We start from the raw sequence: 15517 nt of genomic DNA, 5'->3' as shown, positions 1-15517 counted from the left end.
TGCCTGCGGCCTCTCCCCTGTTGTGATGCGTGCCGCGGCGTCTGCATCAAAGGTAGGACTGTGCTCCATGCCACACGTGTTCCAATGTGAAACACTGCAGCGGATGCATTGATACCGGAACGCGCCCTAAAAGGGTCATGGATTGGTATTGGAAGCTGCAGCAATTGTTGGTCATGATGGATGGATACCTATTGCCACAATGAAGAGGTGTTCCGCAATGCACGCATTCGCCGTCCTCCCGGACGATGCCACCATCCATGACCTGGAGCTGTCGACGCCAAGCCCCGAGGGGCGGCAGGTACTGCTCAAAGTCATGCGGGCCGGCGTCTGCCACACCGACACCCACCTCCGCGAAGGCGGCTACGACCTGGGCAGCCGCGGACACATGAGCATGAAAGACCGCGGCATCCAGTACCCGATGGTCCTGGGCCACGAAGTAGTGGGCGTTGTCGAGCAGGTAGGTGCTGACGTTGCATCCGTCAGCGCCGGTGACGTGCGACTGATTTACCCGTGGATCGGCTGCGGCACATGCCGCCAGTGCCGGGAAGGCCACGATAACCGCTGCGCTGCCGGACAGAACCTTGGAGTGGCACGCCACGGCGGCTACGCCGAGTACATCATGGTGCCCGACGAGAAGTACTTGGTGGACATTGAGGGCCTTGACCCGAGTTGGGCGGCGACCCTGGCGTGTTCCGGTCTCACCGCTCACAGTGCCGTGGACAAGGTTCTTCCGCTCGGGCCGGACGAGCCCGTGGTCATCTTCGGGGCAGGAGGGCTGGGCCTGACCGCCATAGCGATCCTCCGGGCCCAAGGCCACCGGAACATCTGCGCGGTCGATGTCGCGGAACGGAACCTGGCCCTTGCCCGGGAGATGGGCGCAACCAGCACGGTTATTTCCGGAGGAGGCAACGGGGCAGCGGACATTCAACGCGCGGCAGGCGGGCCGGCCAGTGCCGTCGTGGACTTCGTCAATAACGGTGCCACTGCTACGTCCGCGTTCGATGTCCTCGCCAAGGCAGGGACGATGATCCAGGTAGGACTCTTCGGTGGTGAAGTCACCCTACCCACTGCCATGCTGGCGCTGCGCATGATTCGCATCGAAGGCAGCTTTGTCGGGACACTTTCTCAACTGCAGGATCTGGTCCGGATTGCCAAAGCAGGGGAACTGCCCACCATCCCGGTGTCCGAAAGGACCCTTTCCGCGGCTGAAGTCTCCCGGGCCCTGGACGACCTGACTGCCGGCGGGATCGCTGGACGCATCGTTTTGACTGCTTGAGAATGAGAAAGTGATGGACAAATCACGGCGTGAAGACGCGCTCCGGAGCGCCCGGGAGCAGCTGATCACGGAGGGCCTCGTCAGGGCTTCCATCCCCGCGTCGCTGGTGGCTGAAGAAATCGAACAGAGCTGGCGGCGCTCGGTATCGAACCACGTCAACCCTGCAACCGGTCCCCACATCCTTGGCGAGGTTGATCCGGACAGTGCAATCCTGCGCGCTGCCGGAAGGATTTTGGACCAGTGGCAAAGCAATCTCACCGACACCCGGATGGCCCTTTTCCTCGCCGATGAGGAGGGCAAGATCGTCTCGCGGCGCATTGTCGATGCCCAGGACGCCCGGACATTGGACAACGCCAATGCCGCGGAAGGTTTTGTCTTTTCCGAACTGGCTCTGGGCACCAACGGGCTCGGCACCCCTATTGAGGGGCGCGGAGTGGTTTTCGTCCGCGGTCATGAACACTTTAATGACGCGCTGGCCCGACTGGCCTGCGCGGGAGCCCCCATCAAGCACCCCATCACGGGCCGGATCGTGGGATCGCTGTCCATCGCCTCCCACGTTGATGCCTCAAGCCCCCTGATGGTTTCCATGGCCCGGCAGGCCGGTCATCAAATAGCTGAAGCGCTCGAACTCATGGCCGATTCCCGGAACCTCGAATTGGCCAGAACATACCGCCAGTTCCGGTCCTCCAAGCATCCGGTCCTGGTCATGAACTCGGAAACCGTGATGACCGACCTGCCCGCACTCGCCCATTTTGACGCCGAGTCCCACGCCTACTTGTGGGAGATGCTGCGCATGCACCATTGGGACCAGGACAAGCTGCAACTCGAACTTCCCGTGCTCGGAACCGAAGCCATGGTGCGCCGTCTCGGCCGAGCAGGCCAGGACGCGATCTTCGCGCTCGAATTTACCGAGCCAGCCAGCGCGGCAGCCGAGGGCGGGATTTCCGTCGTCAACCACCCAGAGCAAAAGTCTGCGCCCGCGCTCCGCGAAGTGCTGGACGGCCTATCATCCCGCCAAGCCCGGACGACAACTTCTTACAGCGTGCTCCAACGCGAACTCACCGTTGCCGCCACCGCCGATGGCCTAATCCGCGTCACCGGGGGCCCTGGTACCGGGAAGCATTACCAGTCCTCAAAGTGGCTGCGCCAGCACACCGGGCGCGAGCCCAAGACATTCACCGCAGAAATGCTCACCGAGGACCCAACGGCCTGGGCAGGCATGGAAGCGGCACTGAAAGAAGGCTGCGGAATCCTCGTTACCGCCGGACCAGGCATCGGCCACGAACTGGTAGAGCAGCTCACCGAATTCGCGTCGGCCCACCGCCCCGGCGTCCACCCAGGGGCACGTGTCATCCTTACCGAACGGACCAGCGGCCCATTCAACCCCAACCACGAAGCTGAGGGCCTTCAAGCTCCGGTACACCTGCCGTCCCTTGTGGAACTGCGCGGTGAGTTGCTGGACATCGTGCGCGAGGTTTCGGCCGAACTCTTCCCCGGGGCACCCTCGCCACGGTTCTCCCCCGCAGCCCTCCAATGCCTGCTGACCTGGCGCTGGCCCGGCAACATCGCCGAGCTGGCACGGCTCCTTGCCAACTTGCGACGTTCGGCCGGCACCGGCCTGATCCAAACCAAAGACCTGCCAGCCCCCATGCGCCAGACAACCCTCTCCTCGCTCAGCCGCTACGAGCAATCCGAGCGCGACACCATCGTCGCCGCCCTGGCCGAAGCCGACGGCAACAAGTCCCGCGCCGCAGAAATTCTGGGCATCGGCCGCACCACCATGTACCGCAAAATGCGCGCCCTCAAAATTGATGACGACGAACGAATGATCCTTCCGGGACCGTAGCCCGGGAACGAGTAACACAGTCCAAAATAACGGGCCCCCGACGAAACGTCGGGGGCCCGTTATTTTAGGGATCTACTGGGTCTACTAGTCCGTGACCGCCTCAACGGTCCGCTTGGGCCCAGCAGGCTCGTCCAGGGAACGTTCGGGATTTGTGGCTTGAGCCCGCGGCCCACCGAGCAGCTCTGTGGGGGTTTTGGAAGTCTCGCGCATTCCGAGGACTGCGACGGCCGCGATGCCGGCGGCTACCGCACCAAAGACTGCGACGGGCAGCCAGCCTGACGGGCCCGGCACGAGGAGCATCGCCGCGACCATTGGTGCGAAGCCGGCCAGGAGATTGCCCAGCTGGTTGCTGACGGCCATGCCCGTGAAGCGCACAGGAGCCGGGAACTGCTCGGCGAAGAACGACGTCCAAACGCCGTTGTAGCAGCCGAAGAACAAAGTCATGTTGATGAACGCGAAGACCCCGATCAGCAGGATGTCCGTCGTCGAGATCGCCCAAAGGTAACCGAAGATCGTGGCCGCACACCCTACAGAGGAAATCAGCATTGTCCGCTTCCTGCCGATGACATCAGAGAGGTAGCCCGCTGCCGGAAGAGTAAAGACGGAGAGCGCTATGGCGCCGGAGATAATGGCGAGCATCGCACTCCGGTCCACGCCGACCGAGGTTCCGTAGGACAAGCTGAAAACAGCGAACAAAGTCTGCATCGCTGCCATCAGGGATGCACCGGCCACACAGATCACACTGCGCCAGTGGTACTTGAAGACGTCGCTCAGCGGCAGCTTTCGTACCGCGCGTTCTTCCTTCGCTTCGGTGAATACGGGCGTTTCATCCAGATGGCTCCGCACGTAGTAAGTAATCACGACGACGACGGCGCTGAGCCAGAAGGGGACCCTCCAGCCCCAACCATAGAGATGTTCGGCGGGCAGGAGCGCCACCGGCAGGAAGACGATAGTCGCCAATGAGCAGCCGACGGCGTAGCCAACCATAACGAAGCTGGTGAAGAAACCCCTGCGTCCTGCCGGGGAATGCTCAACCGTCAACGTCGAGGCGCCTGCGGATTCAGCTCCCGCAGAGAAACCTTGAACCACTCGCAAGACCACCAGCAGTGCCGGGGCCAGCAGCCCTACCTGGTCAAAGGTCGGAAGACACCCGATGGCGAATGAGGCGACACCCATCATGACCACAGTGGCAAGCATGACCTTCTTGCGGCCCAGACGGTCGCCGAAGTGACCCATCACGACAGCGCCAACGGGCCGGGCCACGTAACCTACCGCAAAAGTTGCGAATGACCCGATCAAAGCAACAGTGGGATCCCCGGAAGGAAAGAACAGCACGTTAAAGACGAGGGCGGCCGCTGCACCGTAAACAAAAAAGTCGTAGTACTCCAAGGCGCTCCCCAGGAGCGCGGCTGTCGCCGCACGGCGGGGTGTCATCGCCGGCGGCGATGTTGTAGTGCTTGTCATGTGTTTCTCCCTTGAAACAGGCTCATTGGGCCAACGGAACAGATAGGTGGGAATGACCTTGTAACCCGCACTGAGAAGCAACGGGCAGCATTGCCGCGGCGCCCCCAAATGTGACAACCGCCACGGCATCTGTATCCACGGTAAAGAGTGTGTCGCAAAGCACAGTGTTCCAATGTGAAACAACCTCTGTCGCCCTCAACCACCAGCTCTGCGCTCCTGCTCCCCCAGCTCGTGACCCCGTTCAGGACCTCAGCTTGCACGACGCCGCCGTCTTAGATGCCTGATTTTGAGGGGTGGCAAAACTCTCCTCAATCTTGGTTGGCGTCCGAATTCCAGGGCGCCGGGCAGGGGAGATGGGTCAGGACGAAGACACGAGAAGCTGTGCCGGCTGCGCTACTGGCAGACTTTCCTGCCTCCCCAGAACGAGCCAAGCAGCGCGGCGGAAAGGCTCTGCCGGCGGGAGCCCATCCAACCGCACATGCCCGCGCCGTCGCACAATGGGTTCTGTCGGGTACCGCACACAGATCTAGTTAGGGCACACCCCAAGCTGACAGCTGTGGTGCACGCGGGCTAACGGTTGCCTGGTCACTCCTCCCGGCGGGTGATGAATGCCGCCCATGCCGGGGACGGTGAATTGCCCGTGTCCGTGCTCGGGCGAGAAGATGATGCCTTTTCGATCAGGCGGGCGCGCTGGCTTGTGAGGGAGCTGTGGTCCTAACCAAGTCGCCCGCTGAGGTCTGCGGTGGTTGAGGGGCCTTCACCGTCCTGGATCATGGCACGTAGGTAGTTCCTTTCGGCAGGTGTTGCCCGTTGCCACCGTGCAACGAAGAAGCCGTGGTCCAGGTCTGCTGTTCCGAGCTCGACCGCGAGGCGGGCGTCTCCGACAGTGATCTCTTTCTCGGACGCGGCTTCCCAGAGTGTGCGTCCGTAGGCCTGCAGGAAGTAGGCGCAGCCGCCCGCGGCGTCGAGGACGGTATCGAGGGCCTGTCCTCGGAGGACTGCCCCTTTTGCTGCCGCGTCGGGAGCGAGTTTGCCGACCATGCAGTAGTGGAAAAGTCGTTCGGCGTAGGAGCGGCTTTCGCTGAGCTGGCCCGGCAGGGACGGCAGGCCTCCGCCGAGGATGTACATGGGCCAGCCGCGTTGACCAGCGGCGTACTGAACGCTCAGAAGCGCACCCAGCAGCTCCGTGTCGAGGTCCTGCATCTCATCGATCACAAGGACGAACCCGGCCCTACTAGTTTTGGCTAAAGCTGGTCCACGGTTCAATTGCGGGGACCTTTGGAGTGCTGCCAAGAATGACAGGCGTCACGGGGAAGGAAACCGTCTTGGAGGGGTCTCCTGGGGAACAGGAATAGCCTGCCCAAGGCCGCGTGTTCGTTCCTACGCTGCCCGTTAACGGAGCTTGCCCAGTGGCCATGTCGTAAAGGCCGCCAACTAGCGCGTCATCGATGGCCAGGCCGGCGAAGCTTGTGAGATCGGCTTCAACGCCTGGAAATCCCGTCGAGCCGAACCATGTATTGCTTACGGTCACCATTGAGTCGTAGGGGGGTGCGCAGGGAAGCAATGGGTAGTACACACTCAGGGCAGGGTCAAAGTGCGCGGCACCGTCAACTTGGAACGCTGCCTTCGTGTCTACAAACTTACTGTTGTCTACGGACAAGCCGATAAATTCGCCAACAGATACGGCCGTCGTGGAGTGCATGAACAGCGAGTACCTGAGCGACGAGGCCTTAGATCCGGTTTCGAGCCGGACGCTGATGTACTGGTCAGTGATCGGCGTGATTCCATCGCCGTTGGAATCCCCTCCAGCGCTATCATCGGACTCGGAGGTGAAGATTACGGGTGCGAGGGCGGTTCCTTCCGCTTTGATCATGCCGAAGACCGTCAGCCTCGCTTTGATGACCACGCCGGCTGTCAGGGTCAGGCCTCCCTCGACATATGTGCTTCCACTAAATGCTGAAACGTTGGCGTCCTGGTTCCAAATCTCAGTAACCCCAACGGGGATGGTGGACTCGAGGAAGCGGACAGTTCTTTCTGCGGCTGTGCCTGACAGAATGTTGGTGTTTGGGCCGCTGAGTGCAATGCCGCTGACATCGACGCGATAAGCGGTCAGCCCTGCCTCGCCTCGCCCTCCGTTATGAATGTGGTTGCGTTCCAAGACTGGCCGGTTCCAGGACTGTATATTGACCGCTGTGTTGAGTTCACTGTCTGTGATCTGCGTCGTTACTCCCTGGCCGGGGTTGCTCCAATTGAAGAGTTGCTGGCTGTGGTTCATCCGGACGTGGGACAGAATTATGGTGGCAGGGCCAGCCGTTACGATATGCCACCCCTGGTCGAAGGGTGCTGTTGCCCCGTCGCCGTTGGAGTCTCCGCCAGCGCTGTCATCGGAGTCCGAGGTGAAGATCACGGGAGCCGTTGGTGTTCCCTCTGCCGTGAGGGTGCCCCAGACTGTCACTACACCTTTGAACACCACGCCGGGGGTCAGTGTCAGGTTCCCTCCAACCTGCGGGTCCCCGACGAATGCGGAGGCATTCGAGTCCTGATTCCAAGTCTCCGTGAAGCCCTCGGGGATGGTGGACTCGTGGAAGCGAACGGTCCGCTCTACGTCTGTGCCGGACAGGATGTTGGTGTTCGACCCGCTGAGTGAGATGCCGCTGACATCGACTCGCGAAGTGGTGAGGCCTGCCTGGCCACGGTCCCGGTTATGAATATGGTTGCGTTCCAAGACGGGTCGTTTTGAAGACTCGATGTTGACTGCTGTGTTGAGCTCGCTGTCGGTGATCTGCAGCGAGGCCTGCCTGCCAGACACATCAAAGATCCAGTCAAAGAGCATGTAACTGTTGTCCGCTCGAACATGTGACAGCACGACTCCGGCACTGCTTTCTACCCGGAGAGGTGAGACCTGGTCGGTGACGGGTGTGGCGCCGTCGCCGTTGGAGTCTCCGCCAGCGCTGTCATCGGAGTCCGAGGTAAGAATTACCGGGGCGGCCGCTGTTCCCTCTGCCTTGACCGTGCCGGAAACTGTCAAGCGTGCTTTGACCACAACGCCTGATGTCAGGGTTAAACTTCCCTCGACATATGCGTTTCCACTGAATGCTGAGGCGTTTGAATCCTGGTTCCATATCATCGCTGCACCGACGGGGATGGACGAATCACCAAAGGAAACGGCGCGTTCCTGTGCGGTCCCAGAAAGAATGTTGGTGTCTGGCCCGCTGAGCGCAATACCGCTGACATCAGCCCGGTAGGCCGATAGCCCGGCCTGACCGCGGCTGTGGATGCGGTTCCGTTCCACTACCGGTCGGTTCGCATCGCCTGCGTTGAGCGTGGCGTTGAGTTCGCTGTCGGTGACCTGCAGCATCGGCTTCTTGCCGTTTGGGTCAAAAACATATTCGGCGAGCTGATCACTGTGGTCCACCTTGATGTGGGATAGCACAATGGTGGCGATGCCAGCCACACGGAGCGGTGTGCCCTGCTCGGTGGTTGGTGTGGGTCCGTCGCCGTTGGAGTCTCCGCCGGCGCTGTCGTCGGAGGCCGAGGTGAAGATCACTGGGGAAACGGCAGTTCCCTCCGCCTTGAGCGTGCCGGAAACCGTCAGCGTTCCCTTGACCACCACGCCGGGCTTCACGAGCAGGGTTGCCCCCGGAGAAATAGTGACCGAGTCGAGAAGGAAGACCGAGGCTTCATCCGTTGACCAGGTCGTGTCTTGGTCGATGGATCCGGAAAACCGAATCACTCCTGCTGGCGCCGCTACGACCGTGGCCGTGGGGGCGGAGGTTTTGTCCGCAGACGTGTAGCCGGCCTTCGTTCCCGTGACCGTGACCGTGATGGTTTTCCCGGCGTCGCCGGTGACCAAAGCGTAGGTGGGTGTATTGGCGCCCGCAATGGCCAGTCCGTCGGCGTTCCATTGGTATTTCAGGGTTACCGGATCGGGCCCCCAAGCTCCTGTGACGGCTGTCAGGGTAGTTCCGACCTTGGGGGTACCGGTCACAGTTGGGACCGGGGCTGTCAGGGCAGCCGCTGCGACGGCGGGAGTGGACGCGGAGGTTCTGGTCAATGAGATGTAACCGGTTTTTGATCCAGTGACGGTTACTGAGATTTTGCCACCAAAGTCGGCGGCAACAGGCAGGTAGGTCGCCCCTGTTGCTCCTGAAAGGAGGACACCGTCGTTTCGCCACTGGTACGTGTAGGTCGTTCCGGCCGTCCATGTCCCAACGACCGCGGCGAGGGGCGAACCGACCGTGGGCGTCCCGGCGATGGTCGGTGTGGCGGCGGTGAGGGTTCCCGTTCCGACGGCAATTGTGGTTGTCGAGGTTCTGGCCAGCGTGGTGTATCCGCTTTTGGAACCGGTAATGGTCACCGATACGCGGGCCCCTAGGTCCGCAGGGTTCGGACTGTAGGAGGGGGCGGTCGCACCGGACACAGCGGTTCCATTACGACCCCATTGATACTTCAATGTGACCGGCGCCGGCCCCCAGGCTCCGGGGAGTGCGGTCARTTTCGACCCGACCCGGGCGGTGCCTGAGACCACCGGCACGGGCGCCCCCAGCACACCGGCACCGACGGCTGCAGTTGGTTTGCTCGTCCTGGTGGTTGTCGCATACGCCGTCTTGGAGCCGGTGACCCTCACGGCGACGGTTCTTCCCAAATCCGCTGGCGTTTCTACGTATGTGGAAGCGGTGGCGCCGGCTATGGCGAGTCCGGAACGCAGCCACTGGTACCTCAGAGAAACCGGCGCCGGCCCCCAGGCTCCGGGGAGTGCGGTCAATTTCGACCCGACCCGGGCGGTGCCTGAGACCACCGGCACGGGCGCCCCCAGCACACCGGCTGCTGTAGCAGGAGGCACAGAGACAATCCCCATGAGCACAATTACGGCAACAAATAAACCCAAGATTCGACCCGGAAGGCCATCCCCCACGATTCCCCCAAATAAAGTAACAAAAGCACGCTGGCCGAAATCTACTTGCTATCCGTCCCCGCTGTCTACCGGGGTCCACGAAGAAAGTAGCGAAATGCGCGTTGGTATTTGAGTTCCTGGTTGACACCAAAACGCTGGGGATGAGAAGTTCTAGCCGATCTTGCCGATAAGACTGAGAAGGCCGTCGAGGACAAGGCACGCAGCAGATCCGGCGTAAGACCCTCGGCACGGCACTCGAGCTCGACTCAGAGTCCAAGAACACGAGTATTCGTGAGTCACTTTCCTCGTCCCCATTCGCCGGGCCACGCTGGCCATTCGCGTGCTCGGCGTCGCCCACGGCCACCGTATGGACGGGCGCTTGTCACTCCCTCCGGATACCGACATGTTGAATACATCAACACCCAAACCCGCACCTCGGCGCCATGGTGCCGACGTGCACCATTTTCGGAACTATCACCGCACACCTGAGCCGGGTCAAGCGATGAGGAGCGGCTGGGGCGAGGACTAATTCCTCGGTTCCATCTCGCAAGCTTCGCCCTGCGAGCGATTCAAACTTCTAGACACCCCGGAACAGCGGAATGCGAAGGACACTCACATCCAGTTAAACCACACCCCACCCTGACGTCAGGCACCACCCGGAGCGGCTGTCAGAATAGGATCTGAAGTTCCTTTTCTAGACATACCTTTTGGAAAGTCATAGGTTTCATCCTGACAGCTTCGGTAGGGGTGACTTCGGTGGCGGGTCAACGAATCGGGTATACGAGGGTCAGCACGCTGGACCAGAATGAATCGCGGCAGCTCGACGGCCAAGCTCCGGATCGGATTTTCAGCAACAAGGCCTCGGGCCGGGACACACTCCGGCCCCAATTGGCTGTACTGCTGCGCTTCGCCCGTGACGGAGACACTGTCGTGGTCCATAGCATGGACCGGCTTCCCCGCAACCTGGATGACCTCTGCGTGCACTGGTCCAGGTTTCCGCCCCCAACCCGCAAGGGGTCTCCCGTCCCTTGGGGATCAAAAACCCACACGTCACCTGCCGCTGACCGGATCGCGCGTGTGACGTCCATGATGTCGCGCTTGTTCGACGAGGCGATCACCGCACCGGGGCGCGCGAGCGGTGCGAAACCCCGGAACTGGAATGTCGGAACCGCCAGATACTGTGGAGCAATGGCTACAAAGACTTCCCGGGCCGCCAAGGCCCCGGGCTATAAATGCGCGGAATGCGGCTGGACCACGGTCAAGTGGGTGGGACGCTGCGGCGAGTGCCAGGCGTGGGGAACCGTGGAGGAAACCGGCACCGCGGTTGCGCGTACGACGGCGGCCACAACAGTTTTGGAGCCGGCCCGCCCTATCGCTGAGGTGGACGCCACGACGGCGGCCTTCCTGCCGACAGGCGTGGACGAGCTTGACCGCGTGCTGGGCGGCGGCGTGGTTCCCGGTGCCGTCATCCTGCTGGCCGGGGAACCCGGCGTCGGGAAATCCACGTTGCTGCTGGACGTCGCAGCCAAGTTCGCCCGGACCGGCCAGAGCGTCCTGTACGTCACGGGCGAGGAATCCGCCGCCCAGGTGAAACTGCGGGCCGAACGCATCGATGCCATAGCGGACACCCTCTACCTGTCGGCAGAAACCGACCTTGGCCAGGCCCTGGGCCAGGTGGAAAAGGTGGAACCCAAGCTCCTCGTGGTGGACTCGGTGCAGACGCTCAGCAGCGCCGACGTGGAAGGCAGCTCCGGCGGCGTCTCACAAGTGCGCGAGGTGGCGGCCTCCATCATCGCGGCCGCCAAGCGCCGCAACATGACCACCCTGCTGGTGGGACACGTGACCAAGGACGGCTCCATCGCCGGGCCGCGGCTGCTCGAGCACCTGGTGGACGTGGTGTGCCAGTTCGAAGGCGAACGCCACTCACGGCTCCGGCTGCTTCGCGCGGTCAAGAACCGGTACGGGCCCACGGACGACGTCGGCTGCTTCGACCTCAACGAGGATGGCATCGTCGGTCTCGCCGATCCGAGCGGACTGTTCGTCACGCGCACCAAGGATCCAGTTTCCGGCACCTGCATCACCGTCACGATGGAGGGCAGGCGCCCGTTGCTGGCCGAAGTCCAGTCGCTGCTGGCGGAAAGCCCCAATTCACAGCCGCGGCGGGCGACGAGCGGCCTGGACAGCTCCCGCGTGGCCATGCTGCTGGCCGTGCTCCAGCAACGGGCGGGCTGCCTGCTGCACAAGGACGATTCCTATGTGGCCACGGTGGGCGGCGTGAAGCTCAGCGAACCTGCCACCGACCTGGCCGTTGCCCTGGCTGTTGCGTCTGCGAAGGCCAAAAAGCCGCTGCCGCAGCGGCTGATCGCTTTTGGCGAGGTGGGGCTGGCAGGCGAGGTGCGGCCGGTTCCGGGCATCAACCAGCGCATTCAGGAGGCGCACCGGCTGGGTTTCACGCACGCCGTGGTTCCGTCCAGCCACAACGGCCCGGGCCCCATTCCATCGGGCTTCTCGGTGCGGGAGGTCAGCCACCTGGCCGAGGCGCTGAGCCTGCTAATCAGCTAGACAGGGCCAGAGCTTGCGCCGGCCTTTTCGGCCGCAGCCCTCCGCGTGAGCTTGGGCGGCCGGCCTGTCGTGTTGCGGATCGCCGGAGCGAGGACGGTGAGAGCCGCGGAGACGGCAAAGATCCCCTGATATCCGGCTGTCGACAAATGCCATCGCGGCATAGTAGGCGATTCCGGCAAGGCAGCCCGAGGCTATGAGCGCCCGGCTGGAGAAGCGGCGGCCCAGCCGGCCGATGACGAGCAGGGCGGGGATCTCAAGGGCGGCGGAGACGCCGAGCGCGACGCTTGCCGAGCACACCTAGGACCCGGTGACCACCAGCGCCACGCTGTGGCCGCCGAAGCCGAACGCATTGACGAGTCCCGCCGTCGCGGTGCTGCCGCGCACGGTTCCGGTGATGATGTTCAAATCGACCTCGGGATCAAGGCTGCCGATGTTGTATGTCCCGGGCAGCTCGCCGGTCCTGAGGGCCTGGAGCGTGGCAATCGCGCCAAGCGCGCCCGCCCCGCCCAGCAGGTGTCCGGTGAGCGACTTGGTCGAGGTCACCGGCACTCCGTCTCCCACCACCGCTTTGATGGCCTGCGCCTCGAGGCGGTCGCCCACAGGGGTGGACGTGGCGTGGGCGTGAACAAACCCGATATCCGCCCCGTTGAGCCCGGCCGAAGCGAGCGCCTTCTGCATGACCCTTCGCTGCATCTCCGGATCAGCGGCCACGATGTCGCTGGCGTCCGAGGTCACTGCGCCTCCCGCGACAGCGCCCAGGATTTCCGCGCCGCGACCCCGGGCATGGTCCTCGCTCTCCAGCACCAGGATTCCGGCGCCTTCCGCGATGACGAAGCCGTCGCGGTCCCGGTCAAATGGACGGGAAGCGCCCTGCGGATCGCCGTTGCGGGTGGAAAGGGCCCGGATCTGCGCGAAGCCGCTGATGATCAGGTCGTTGATGCACGCATCCACGCCTCCGGCGATGACGACGTCGGCCGTTCCGGACCGGATCATTTCGGCGCCTTGGGCGATCGCCTCGGCCCCGGACGCGCAGGCGCTGACCGGTGTGCGTGCCCCGCCGCGGGCACCGAGGTCGATGGAGACCCAGGCCGACGGGCCGTTGACCATGATCCGGGTCAGCGTGTGCGGTGAGACCTTTCGCGGGCCACCGCCGTCCAGCTCCCGGGTCTGCGCGAGCGTGGTGTCCAGTCCCCCGTAGCCCGAGCCGATCACCACGGCGAGCCTTTCGGGGTCGACGTCGGGGGTCCCGGCCTGCACCCAGGCCTCACGGGCAGCGACAAGCGCAAGCTGCCCGCAGCGGTCCATCCGCTTGAACTCGCGGGTGGTCAGCAACGACGCCACGTCAGCCGTGACCCGCCCCGCGATCCGCACCGGCAGGGCCTGCGCCCAGTCCTCGTCAAGGGCGGCAATGCCTGATCGCCCGGCCAGCATGGAGGTCCAGGTTTCGGGGACCGTGGACCCGAGCGGATTCATCGTGCCCGTTCCGGTGACGACGGCCCGGGGCGGAACTGCAGACATGACACACCTTGCTTCCTGGAACTGGAGCGAAACTCCCGTTGAGTATTCGGAACCGGCCGGCAGCCGGATGGCCGCGGCTACTTGGCCGGGTTGTGCGTCCCGATCGGCACCAGCGTGAGGTCAGGGTGGTTTTTCTCTATGCGGCGCAGCGCCCACACGTCGTTGAACAGGGCGAGGTACTCGCCGTCGGACCGCAGAAGAACCTCAGCCCCGACCACGTTGGCCAGCGCGGGCATGGCATCCGCCGTCGAAATCCTCGCCATGGAGTACGGGAGGCGCTCCAGCCGCATCGGTGCGCTGAAGTCGTGCGCCATGCGGTCCTCCACCACTTCGAACTGCATGGGGCCGACGGCGGCAAGCACCGGTGCCTGGTCACCGCGGACGTCGGAGCGCAGCACCTGGATGACGCCCTCGTGTTCGAGCTGCTCGATGCCGCGGCGGAACTGCTTGAAGCGGCTGGGGTCCTTGGAACGCGCAACCTGGAAGTGCTCGGGCGCGAACAGTGGGATGGCCGGAAACTCCACCGGCTCCTCGAGGAAAAGGCTGTCCCCCACCCGAAGCGACGAGGCGTTGACCAGCCCCACGACGTCGCCCGGGAAGGCCTCGTCGATGACCTCGCGTTCGCGGCCGAAAACCTGCTGGGCGTACTTGGTGGCGAAGGACTTGCCGGTGCGCGTCTGGGTAACCACCATGCCGCGCTCGAACACGCCCGAGCAGACGCGGATGAAGGCCACGTGGTCACGGTGGGCCTTGTTCATGCCGGCCTGGACCTTGAAGACGAACCCTGCGAACGGTGACTCAACAGCACGGGGCTGGCCTTCGACGTCCGGACGCGGCGCGGCGGGCGGCGCGAAGTCAACCAGAGCGTCCAGGATCTCCTTGACGCCGAAGTTCAACGCGGCGGAGCTGAACAGGATAGGGGTGGCCTTGCCCGCGTGGAAGCTCTCCACGTTGAATTCAAGGTTGGATTCGATGACCAGTCCGGCCTCGTCCACGGCGTCGGTCCAGTTGTTGCCCTGGCTCTCCGCTGCCTCCTCCGGGGTGAAGTACTCGGTGAGGGCGATGTTGGCCCCGGCGTTGTTCCGTTGGAACCGCGCGAACCTGTCATTGCGCAGGTCCCACACGCCGCGGAAGTCGCCGGAGATGCCCACGGCCCAGGTCAGCGGCATGGGCTGCAGGCCGGTGCGCTCCGTGATCTCGTCCATGAGCGCCAGGGCGTCCAGGCCCGGGCGGTCCCACTTGTTGATGACGGTGATGATGGGCAGGTTGCGCTGCTTGCAGACCTCGAAGAGCTTCATGGTCTGCGTTTCCAGGCCCTTGGCGGCGTCCACGAGCATCACTGCGCAGTCGACGGCGGCCAGCACCCGGTACGTGTCCTCGGAGAAGTCGGCGTGGCCCGGGGTGTCCAGCAGGTTGATGACGGTGTCGCGGTAGGAGAACTGGAGCGCAGCGGAGCTGATGGAGATGCCGCGGTCCTTTTCCATCTGCATCCAGTCCGAGACCGTTTCCTTGCGGTTGGACTTGCCGCTGGACGCGCCGGCCGTGCCGATCACCTTGGCGTGCAGCGCCAGGGCCTCTGTCAGCGTGGACTTGCCGGCGTCCGGGTGGGAGATGACAGCGAACGTCCGGCGCCGGGCCGCCTGCTTGTGAATCTCGTGGACCCGGGCGGGGCTGAGGACTTCTTGGGACACGGTGCTACTTTCGCTGGGATCCGCGGAGGACCCTGGATGTGGGAATGGAGACTTGACACCGGATTCCTGGAAACCGGGTTCCCGGAATCTGGAGGCGGGCGGCGGCAGGGCGCACCAGCCAAGGGTTCAAGTTTATCGCAGGGCCGGAAGCAACGCCGAAACAGGGCCAAAATGGAGTCTCGCCGGCCGCCGTCGGGTGCACTCCGAACGCCCTCCCCGCAGGTCTCAAATGGGGCACTTTAAGGCTTGTCTGTGCGGTTGTTGCT

General features: G+C 63.5%; 8 protein-coding genes and 2 pseudogenes. 5 read left to right on the top strand and 5 right to left on the bottom strand.

Annotated features, from left to right (window positions below):
- Window positions 1–217: 217 nt before the first annotated feature.
- From AC1D14_RS08135 to AC1D14_RS08125, 3 genes and pseudogenes are all read left to right on the top strand, one after another.
- Complete coding sequence (locus AC1D14_RS08135; protein WP_230117896.1) at window positions 218–1276, top strand: alcohol dehydrogenase; 1059 nt, start codon at window positions 218–220, stop codon at window positions 1274–1276.
- Window positions 1277–1289: 13 nt separating this feature from the next.
- A pseudogene (locus AC1D14_RS08130) lies at window positions 1290–1889 on the top strand (GAF domain-containing protein); the annotation flags it as partial.
- Window positions 1890–2462: 573 nt separating this feature from the next.
- Window positions 2463–3122 (top strand): helix-turn-helix domain-containing protein, encoded by a 660-nt coding sequence (locus AC1D14_RS08125; protein WP_476968293.1) that lies wholly within the window; start codon window positions 2463–2465, stop codon window positions 3120–3122.
- An 84-nt stretch (window positions 3123–3206) separates the two neighbouring features.
- Here the strand turns inward: AC1D14_RS08125 and AC1D14_RS08120 are convergent, their stop codons facing one another.
- The 3 genes from AC1D14_RS08120 to AC1D14_RS08110 form a co-directional block, all read right to left on the bottom strand.
- On the bottom strand, window positions 3207–4586 hold the full coding sequence (locus AC1D14_RS08120) for an MFS transporter (protein WP_230117894.1): 1380 nt from the start codon (window positions 4584–4586) through the stop codon (window positions 3207–3209).
- A 714-nt stretch (window positions 4587–5300) separates the two neighbouring features.
- Window positions 5301–5801 (bottom strand): hypothetical protein, encoded by a 501-nt coding sequence (locus AC1D14_RS08115; RefSeq protein WP_230117893.1) that lies wholly within the window; start codon window positions 5799–5801, stop codon window positions 5301–5303.
- 19 nt (window positions 5802–5820) lie between these two features.
- On the bottom strand, window positions 5821–8943 hold the full coding sequence (locus AC1D14_RS08110; protein ID WP_476968280.1) for a hypothetical protein: 3123 nt from the start codon (window positions 8941–8943) through the stop codon (window positions 5821–5823).
- Between the two features lie 1284 nt (window positions 8944–10227).
- Between AC1D14_RS08110 and AC1D14_RS08105 the strand changes: the two are divergent.
- Window positions 10228–10446, top strand: a pseudogene (locus AC1D14_RS08105) (recombinase family protein); the annotation flags it as partial.
- A 222-nt stretch (window positions 10447–10668) separates the two neighbouring features.
- Window positions 10669–12042, top strand: a complete 1374-nt coding sequence (gene radA / locus AC1D14_RS08100) for a DNA repair protein RadA (RefSeq protein WP_230117891.1) — start codon at window positions 10669–10671, stop codon at window positions 12040–12042.
- Between the two features lie 297 nt (window positions 12043–12339).
- Here the strand turns inward: radA and AC1D14_RS08095 are convergent, their stop codons facing one another.
- Window positions 12340–13560: a beta-ketoacyl-[acyl-carrier-protein] synthase family protein gene (locus AC1D14_RS08095; RefSeq protein WP_230117890.1), complete on the bottom strand. Its 1221-nt coding sequence runs from the start codon at window positions 13558–13560 to the stop codon at window positions 12340–12342.
- Window positions 13561–13637: 77 nt separating this feature from the next.
- On the bottom strand, window positions 13638–15251 hold the full coding sequence (locus AC1D14_RS08090; protein ID WP_230117889.1) for a peptide chain release factor 3: 1614 nt from the start codon (window positions 15249–15251) through the stop codon (window positions 13638–13640).
- Between the last annotated feature and the right edge of the window lie 266 nt (window positions 15252–15517).

It is taken from the genome of Arthrobacter sp. P1_B11, from assembly GCF_056406715.1.
The sequence above is the reverse complement of the archived record's forward strand: the minus strand, read 5'-3'. Positions and strand labels throughout refer to the sequence as shown.

What these genes read in the sequence shown, in the direction of transcription:
- AC1D14_RS08120 (WP_230117894.1), bottom strand. Translation starts at nt 4,586, where the DNA reads ATGACAAGCACTACAACATCGCCGCCGGCGATGACACCCCGCCGTGCG.
- AC1D14_RS08125 (WP_476968293.1), top strand. Translation starts at nt 2,463, where the DNA reads ATGCTCACCGAGGACCCAACGGCCTGGGCAGGCATGGAAGCGGCACTG.
- radA (WP_230117891.1), top strand. Translation starts at nt 10,669, where the DNA reads ATGGCTACAAAGACTTCCCGGGCCGCCAAGGCCCCGGGCTATAAATGC.
- AC1D14_RS08095 (WP_230117890.1), bottom strand. Translation starts at nt 13,560, where the DNA reads ATGTCTGCAGTTCCGCCCCGGGCCGTCGTCACCGGAACGGGCACGATG.
- AC1D14_RS08135 (WP_230117896.1), top strand. Translation starts at nt 218, where the DNA reads ATGCACGCATTCGCCGTCCTCCCGGACGATGCCACCATCCATGACCTG.